This window comes from Duganella callida (genome assembly GCF_004614165.1).
Classification (GTDB): domain Bacteria; phylum Pseudomonadota; class Gammaproteobacteria; order Burkholderiales; family Burkholderiaceae_D; genus Rugamonas; species Rugamonas callida.
Genome location: NZ_SPVG01000063.1, coordinates 1 through 8,282 on the forward strand (window position 1 = coordinate 1; position 8,282 = coordinate 8,282).

General features: G+C 58.3%; 6 protein-coding genes and 1 pseudogene. 6 read left to right on the top strand and 1 reads right to left on the bottom strand.

The features are described from left to right. The first annotated feature begins 191 nt into the window (after positions 1–191). The 3 genes from E4L98_RS06340 to E4L98_RS06350 all read left to right on the top strand — a co-directional run bounded on the left by E4L98_RS06340 (position 192) and on the right by E4L98_RS06350 (position 2,931). The gene (locus E4L98_RS06340) at positions 192–506 is read left to right on the top strand and encodes a hypothetical protein (protein WP_135200724.1); all 315 of its coding nucleotides are present in this window, start codon (positions 192–194) and stop codon (positions 504–506) included. Positions 507–746: 240 nt separating this feature from the next. Beyond that, the gene (locus E4L98_RS06345) at positions 747–1,343 is read left to right on the top strand and encodes a hypothetical protein (protein WP_135200725.1); all 597 of its coding nucleotides are present in this window, start codon (positions 747–749) and stop codon (positions 1,341–1,343) included. After that, on the top strand, positions 1,309–2,931 hold the full coding sequence (locus E4L98_RS06350; protein ID WP_135200726.1) for a hypothetical protein: 1,623 nt from the start codon (positions 1,309–1,311) through the stop codon (positions 2,929–2,931). Before E4L98_RS06345 ends, E4L98_RS06350 begins: the two co-directional genes overlap by 35 nt. A 92-nt stretch (positions 2,932–3,023) precedes the next feature. Here the strand turns inward: E4L98_RS06350 and E4L98_RS06355 are convergent, their stop codons facing one another. Further along, positions 3,024–3,653 carry a glutathione S-transferase family protein gene (locus E4L98_RS06355; RefSeq protein ID WP_135200727.1) on the bottom strand — a complete coding sequence of 210 codons (630 nt, stop codon included), beginning with the start codon at positions 3,651–3,653 and terminating at the stop codon, positions 3,024–3,026. Between the two features lie 112 nt (positions 3,654–3,765). On the opposite strand from E4L98_RS06355, the gene E4L98_RS06360 reads away from it, so the two are divergent. The 3 genes and pseudogenes from E4L98_RS06360 to E4L98_RS30545 all read left to right on the top strand — a co-directional run. Then, positions 3,766–4,395 (top strand): phosphatase PAP2 family protein, encoded by a 630-nt coding sequence (locus E4L98_RS06360; RefSeq protein ID WP_135200728.1) that lies wholly within the window; start codon positions 3,766–3,768, stop codon positions 4,393–4,395. Positions 4,396–4,486: 91 nt separating this feature from the next. After that, positions 4,487–8,014, top strand: a complete 3,528-nt coding sequence (smc, locus tag E4L98_RS06365) for a chromosome segregation protein SMC (protein WP_135200729.1) — start codon at positions 4,487–4,489, stop codon at positions 8,012–8,014. Beyond that, a pseudogene (locus tag E4L98_RS30545) lies at positions 8,011–8,282 on the top strand (cell division protein ZipA C-terminal FtsZ-binding domain-containing protein); the annotation flags it as partial. The gene smc and the pseudogene E4L98_RS30545, both read left to right, overlap by 4 nt.

Genomic DNA, 8,282 nt, shown 5'->3' on the forward strand with positions numbered 1-8,282 from the left:
GCTAATTGTACAAGCGACGAATTCGCCTCGGTGGACTATTGTGATAATCCGTGTATATTCCCCACATGCAAAATGCTATGCTGAGTGCCGGCTAGCTTCGGCCAGAAGCGGACCGACAAATAGAACATTGGATGAAATACAAATCAATACGCTCGATGGCTCACAACTGGTCCCATTCGTTTATGAGCGGAATGAATTACGTCGATGCTGGCTATGTCTTTGAGGACGTCTATGAGATGGCACGGGCACGGCGTGGCGAGAAAGTAACCATCAATTGGATTCCCGCAACGAGCGAAGAACTGTTTGGATTTTCACCTAGAGTTAGGAAATGCGTGCTCGCTTATCGAGCTGGGTTGCATCGGCATTTGGAACGCCATCGCATCGACTCGGTTGCGCTCCTTGAGTTCCGCACAGAGGTCTATGTTGCGCAAAATTTCCGAATGTATGTGCGGTCCTATGTGCTTGACGATAGAAATAAAGAGCACATCGTATTTGTACATAGTTGACGTAATACATGCCGCCATCGGCCAGTAGTCGACGTTCAGTAATCTCTCACTATCATTTGAAAGGGCATACGCGTTTAAAAATAAGGACAATGCTGCACGTATCCTCGCTGGAGTATTTCTGGCCAGTGCAAGCCTATTGTCGACCGCTGCAAACGTAACTGCTGGAACATCCGATGAACTCACAAAGCTTTATAAAGACGACTAAGATGACAGGGTGTTGGCCTAGTAAAAGAGGACTAAATGCTGCCTGACCTACCAATTTTGAAGAGAGAATTATGGGAAATCTGGTTACAGTATCTTCAAAGACAGACGCATGCCAACATGGGCGTGTTCCAGCAAGTCGGTAGATACACATCGCATGAAGGTGATCGGTTAAGCGTTATTCGCGGGGACGGCACCGTTGAAGAGTCCGAGTTCCAACGCGCCAGTTCAGAAATGGTCATGAAGCTGGACGATATTGCTAACTCCACCCCTCAGGACCGGGTGGCGCTACTCGACAAAATTGCTAGAGACATGGGGAATCAGATCTCGATGCATTTGTTCGAAGGCCTAAACAAGACCCTTGATGAGGCTGGGCAGATTGTGGATGGGCAAGGTAGGCCGTTTGATCACGAAACGATACTTGCAGTGATCGAGTCCATACAAATTGATTTTAACGAGTTTGGTCAGCATGCACCTCTCTCAATTGTTTATGCTCCAGGGATGACAGAAAAAGTAAGAGAGGCGTTTCGTGCCCTTGAAAACGATCCGAGTATAAAAGCACGTTACGATGAGTTAATTTCTCGCAAGAAGGTGGAATGGCGTGATCGAGAAGCTGCTAGAAAACTGGTTGGATAGAGCCAGCGAGCGTAGTTACCAAGCCGTATTTGTCCAGATGTTGGCTGCAGAGGGATACACTGTGCTACATAGTACACGACACTGCTTACTAGAATATGGCAAAGATATTTTAGCTATTGCGCCAGACGGCGTTGGTTGTGCCTTTCAACTGAAGGGGGATCCGGGCGGACGAATGAAGATTTCAGAGTTTCGGAAAGACATTCAGCCGCAGCTTACGCAACTCATGGCACAGTCCCCGTCATATCCAGGTTTCCCAACTGGTGCTCATCGTGCGTATCTCGTAAGTAACGGACAATTTGAAGAGGAGGTGCAAGTTGCTGTTCGTGAGATGAATAACGGCCCATATCCATCGAAGACTTTACTGTGGTCTCGTGGTCATCTCCTCGATATGTGCAAAATCCATGCTTCTGCGCTTTGGCCAAGTGAGCTGAAAGATAACCGGGCTTTGCTGGAGCTTTACATGGCGGACCCTCGCGAACCACTTGACGTGGATATTCTGTCAGGGATGATGGAGTCTATTCTGAAGCTTTCAGCAGATAATGATTGTCTGAAGCAGACTGAGTTGGCGAGAGCTGCTAGCAGTACTGCGTGGCTTACTGGTATCGTGACCGCCATTCATGCAGAAAACGAGAATCATCACGCGGTTATATCTGCCTGGACACTATGCTGCGTTTCACTGATTGCCGCGTCTGAAAAGCATGGTGATGCATCCGTTTCAGCTGTCGGTGAAAGTTTGAAGCTCGCAAAGAACGCCCTGATAGACGCTTTGGCTGCGCTGTGGAGCGACGTCACCAAAAAAGACCACTTAGTTGAGGGCGATGCGTTTACAGATCCAGAAATCTTCGGGTGGCGAGTAGGTGTGTTATTCGGCCTTTTATCTTGTTTGTCTATTGCTGACGAAGAAATTCCCATTTTGGATGCGGCCTCTAGAAATGCTCTTCGCTCATGGCTCAAACAACCACCTCGCCAGCCTGAGTTGTGGGGTGAAGCAGTAGTGGCACATCTTATTCCTTGGGTCACTTGGTTGCGGATAAATGATCCTACACGGCGACCAGACGCTGAGATTAGTGAGCTTGCCACAGCAGTTATAGTTGCGAATCAGCCTAACAGCACCATTGCTTTAGCCAACCCGTACTATGATTTCGATGCTGTGCTTCGCCATAGGCTTGGTATGCCACTCTCAGCAAAAAGAAGATCATTGGCGCGGGAGGCTATTGCAGGTAACTCGTATACTGCCGAAGCTCTCCTGCATCTTCTGGTGCGAGCGAATATGAAGGGAAAATGCAAATCACTTTGGGCTAGGTTTACAAAGCTTTCTCATCATCGACTTGTATTGGACAAATCTTGGCATTATTGTCTGGTTCAGGCGCCTACTGGTTCAAACGAAACAAAGATATACCCATCCAGTTACCAATGGTCCCAGCTGAAATGTGAGGCATTGAATGGGATCTGCAGAGGCGAAGTGCCCAGCGTTTTACAGAGGTCGCCATGGTTGCTCGCGCTTTGGTGGCAGGTCGCCCCACATCGCATGAACTCAGAAGCTGTACGTGTATTTGTTGACGAAATTTTACCCGGTTGGGGTACCTAAGATACGCTTGGTGTTATAGCGAAGGTCCGCAACGGGGCGGAAACTGCCGGTCGTCAGCTGAGTCAATAAATTAGTGTTCTGCAGTTTTACATTCAAGGACTGCCGTTAGCCCCATGATGGAGATAGGTGGGGCGTTGACATAGTCGGTCCGACCACGCTTGTAACGCGGGCAGGGCGGGGCGCTGCTGCAGCGGCGTCGCTTGCCAGCGGTTGAGCGACAGGCCGAGGACGATGTCGGCCAGCGTCAGCGTGTCGCCGCAGACGTAAGGGCCGGCCGCGGCCAGTTGCGCGTCCAGCAGTCCCATCAGGCGGTTCCATTCCGCCGTGCTGGCGCGGATGGCGTCGGCGTCGGTATGGGCCGGGCTGCGGCGGACCAGTGCCATGAAGGCGTAGCAGCGCCACGAGTTGTTGAGTTCGGTCGCCTGCCAGTCCATCCATTTCTCGACCTGCGCGCGCGCCATCGGCTCGTTCGGCAGCAGGTCGGTGCGGCCATGCTTGCCGGCCAGGTAGCGGCAGATCGTATTCGATTCCCACAGCGCCTGGCCGTCATCGATGATCACCGGGACCATGCCATTCGGATTCAGTCTCAAAAAATCCGCGGTGGCGGTCGGCTGAAAGCCGCTGCCATATTCCTCCAACGTGTATGGCAGGCCTATTTCCGCGCAAGTCCACAGCACCTTGCGTACGTTGATCGAGCTCGATTTTCCTAAAATGGTCAGCATGCGGCACAGTATGCCACAGCAATATCTATTTACCTTACGGAAATGTAGTGGTGTTCACGGCCCGGCCTGTGCTTTAATAATGGTGCAATGCAAAACAGGGAGCGCTCGGGTAATGATGATGTGGTGGCACTGGTTGAGTGTAATTGGCAGTCTGGCGGTGACGGGGCCGATCGGGCTCGCGATCGTGGCCTGGCTGCTGGCCGGCAAATCGTGGCGGTTGACGGTCATCTGGTTGGCCCTGTTCGGCGCAGGGATGGCGCTGGTGGTGGCCACCAAGATGGCCTTCGTCGGCTGGGGCATTGGCATCGCGTCGGTGGAGTTTGCCGGGATCAGCGGCCACGCCATGCGCGCTGCCGCCGTGTTCCCGGTCGCCGGATATCTGGCCATGCGCTCGTCGGCGCTGTGGCTGCGCCAGCTTGGCATCGCGCTGGGCGTGGTGCTGGCGGTGCTGATCGCCATCTCCCGCGTCTACGTGCATGCCCACTCGAGTTCGGAGTCGATCAGCGGCTGCCTGCTGGGCCTGGCTGTGGCGGCCGCCTTCATCTGGTATGCCAGTACCGAACATCATTGGGCGCTGAGCCGCGTGCTGGTGGCCCTGTGTCTGCCCATCTTCCTGCTCGCGCCGCGCGTCGAGCCGATTCCGGCCGAAGCCTGGATCACCAAGGCCGCGCTGTACTTGTCCGGTCGGGAGCAGCCCTACACGCGCGCCATGTGGCACGCGCCGCGTCCGCAGATGCGCTGACCCGCCGCCCCGCTGCGCGTTTTCCAGCCTTGTACGATGCGCAAGATGGTATTATTGTGAACTTTCACAGCCCACAAACCTAGATAACAACGTGCGCCTATCTTCCATTAAATTGTCGGGATTTAAGTCTTTCGTTGATCCTACCAATTTCCAGGTTCCTGGACAGTTAGTCGGCGTGGTAGGGCCCAACGGCTGCGGCAAGTCGAACATCATCGACGCCGTGCGCTGGGTGCTGGGCGAATCGAAAGCGTCCGAACTGCGCGGCGAGTCCATGCAGGATGTGATTTTCAACGGCTCGACGCACCGCAAACCGGCTGGCCGGTCGTCGGTCGAGCTGGTGTTCGATAATAACGCCGGCAAGGCCGCCGGGCAGTGGGGCCAGTATGCCGAAATCGCCGTCAAGCGCACGCTGACCCGCGACGGCACCTCGACTTATTACATCAACGGCCAGCCGGTGCGCAGGCGCGATATCCAGGACATCTTCCTCGGCACCGGCCTCGGCCCGCGCGCCTATGCCATCATCGGCCAGGGCATGATCAGCCGCATCATCGAGTCGCGGCCCGAGGAACTGCGCGTGTTCCTGGAAGAGGCGGCCGGTGTCTCCAAGTACAAGGAGCGCCGCCGCGAAACCGAAAACCGCTTGCACGACACGCGTGAAAATCTGCTGCGCGTGGAAGACATCCTGCGCGAGCTGAACTCCAATCTGGAAAAGCTCGAAGGTCAGGCGGCCGTCGCCACCCGTTTCCATCAGCTACAGGCGGATCAGGAAGAAAAGCAGAAGCTGCTCTGGCTGCTGCGCAAGGTCGAGGCGGAGAACGAGCAAAAGAAGTACTTCCGCGAAGTCGAGCTGGCCCAGAACGAGCTGGAAGAGCAGACCGCCAAGCTGCGCAACGTCGAGCTGTCACTGGAGCAGATGCGCCAGGCGCACTTCGCGGCCGGCGACCGTCTGCACACGGCGCAGGGCGCGCTGTACCAGACCAACGCCGAGATCGGCAGCCTGGAAGCCAAGATCAAGTTCGCGGTTGAATCGCGCAGCCGTTTGCAGGCGCAGATCGCCGCGTTGACAGCGCAGCGCGACCAGTGGCAGAAGCAGGCGTCCGAGTACGGCGAGCAGATCGCGGAAGCGGAAATCACGCTGGAAGAGCTGAGCGCCAGAGTCGAGGAATCGCAGATGATGGCCGAGCAGAAGTCCGAATCGCTGCCGATGCTGGAGCAGTCCTGGCGCGAAGCGCAGACCCGCAGCACCGAGTCCCGCGCCCGCATCATGCAGGCGCAGCAGCAGCTGGAGCTGGAATCGGCGCACCAGCGCAACGCCAACAACATCCTCAACGGCCTGGCCATGCGGCGCGAACGCCTGCAGCAGGAAAAGAACGGTCTGGCGCTGCCGGACAGCGCGCATCTGGCCAATCTGCGCCTGCAGCTCGAAGAGAAGCAGCAGGCGCTGGAGGAACAGAGCTTCATGCTGGAAGAAGCGCTGGAGCAGCAGCCGAAGCTGGACGAGGAACGCCAGGCCGCGCAGCAGCAGGTCAACGCCGAAACCGCCGCCAACGCCCAGCTGGAAGCACGCCTGAACGCGCTGCGCCAGTTGCAGGAACGCGTGCAGACGCAAGGCAAGGTCACGCCGTGGCTGCAGAAGCACGAGCTGGAATCGCTGCCGCGCCTATGGCAGAAGCTGAACATCGAAACCGGCTGGGAGCCGGCGCTGGAATCGGTGCTGCGCGAGCGCACGTCGGCGTTGCAGATGTCGAACATCGAATGGGCCAAGGCGTTCTTCAGCGACGCGCCGCCGGCCAAGCTGGCGCTGTACGCGCCGTCCACCGCCGTGCCGCCGGCGCCGGTGGAAGCGCCCGGCCTCAAGCCCTTCCTGCAACTGCTGAAGATTAACGATCCCGGCCTGCGCGGCCTGCTGCAGGACTGGCTGCACAACGTCTACATCGCCGACGACACGGCTGAAGCGTTTGCCGATCGCGGCAAGCTGCCGGCCGGCGGCTGCATCGTCACGCGCCAAGGCCATATGATCACGCCGGGCAGCGTGCGTTTCTACGCCGCCGACTCCGAACAGGACGGCATGCTGGGCCGCCAGCAGGAAATCGACAACATCACCAAGCAGTTGCGTGCGCAGCAGATGCTGGCGGACGAGGCGCGCGCGCGCTCGGTGCGCGCCGACGCCGCGGTCGCCGACCTGACGCGCCGTCTGACCGAATACCGCGCCAGGCTGCAAAGCCTGCAGCAGTCCGTGCATACGCTGCAGCTGGAAGTGGTCAAGCTGTCCGAGATCGAGGCGCGCTTCAATCAGCGCAGCACGCAGATCGAAACCGACCTGGCAGAGATCACCGCGCAGGAAGAGGAACAGACCCAGATCAAGCTGGAATCGGAAGAGAAATTCGAACAGCTCGACATGGAGCTGGGCGAACTGCAGGGCGCGCACGAAGACGGCCAGACCGATTTCCTGCAAAAGGAACAACGCCTGGCCGATGCCCGCGAAGCACTGCGCGACCTTGAACGCGCGGCGCAAGAAGCGCAGTTCGCCGAGAAGACGCAGCGCGGCAAGATCGAGGAATTCCGCCGTAATATCGCCACCGCCACCGCGCAGGTGGCGCAGGTGACGGAGAGCCTGGAAGCCGGCCGCATGGAGCTGGAGGGTATGGAGCAGGGCAGCAGCGACGATGGCCTGCAAGAGCTGCTGGACCGCCGCAGCGCCCAGGAGAAAGCCTTGTCCGACGCGCGCCATGAACTGGACCAGATCGCGCAGCAGATGCGCATGTTCGAGGAAGGCCGCACCTCCGGCGAGCGCGCGTTGCAGCCGCAGCGTGACAAGATCATGGAAATGCAGCTGAAGGAGCAGGCCGCGCGCCTTAACCAGGAGCAGTTCGCCGCCCAGCTGGCGGAAGTCCAGGCCGACGAGGAGGCATTGCGCGAGAAGCTGCTGCCGGACATGAAGGCCCAGTATCTGCAGGGCGAGGTCACGCGTCTGACCAACGCCATCGCCGCGCTGGGCGCGGTCAACCTGGCGGCGCTGGACGAACTGGCCACCGCCTCCGAGCGCAAGAACTTCCTCGATTCGCAGAACGCCGACCTGCAGGAGGCCATCCGCACGCTGGAAGACGCCATCACCCGCATCGACAAGGAAACCCGCGATCTGCTGCAGGATACCTTCGACCGCGTCAACGGCCACTTCTCCGAGCTGTTCCCGATCCTGTTCGGCGGCGGCCAGGCGAAGCTGATCATGACCGGCGACGAAATCCTGGACTCCGGCGTGCAGGTCATGGCGCAGCCGCCGGGCAAGAAGAACGCCACCATCCACCTGCTCTCCGGCGGCGAAAAAGCGCTGACCGCGACCGCGCTGGTGTTCTCCATGTTCCGCCTGAATCCGGCGCCATTCTGCCTGCTCGACGAGGTCGACGCGCCGCTGGATGACGCCAATACCGAACGATTCTGCCGCATGGTCAAGCGTATGTCTGACCAGACCCAATTCCTCTTCATCTCGCACAACAAGATTGCGATGGAGATGGCCAATCAACTGATCGGTGTGACGATGCAGGAGCAGGGTGTATCGCGCATCGTGGCGGTGGATATGGAATCCGCCGCAAACTTCGCTACCGAGGCACAAGCAGCATGACAGACCTTCAACTCAGCTTAATCGCAGCCGCCGGCGTGTTTGTCGCCGGTGTCTTCACGTACAACAAAATCCAGGAATACAAGGCCAAGAAGAGCGTCGAACGGGCCTTCTCGACCGACCATGACGATGTGCTGATGCGCAGCGGCGCGGCGGCCGGTGCGTCCGCGGCGGCCGATCCCGCGGACGCGCCGGTGGCCCCCCATCTGCGCCAGGAACCCAGCTTCTCGCTCGACAGCGCCACGCCGGGCGTGGCGCTGTCGAGCGCCTG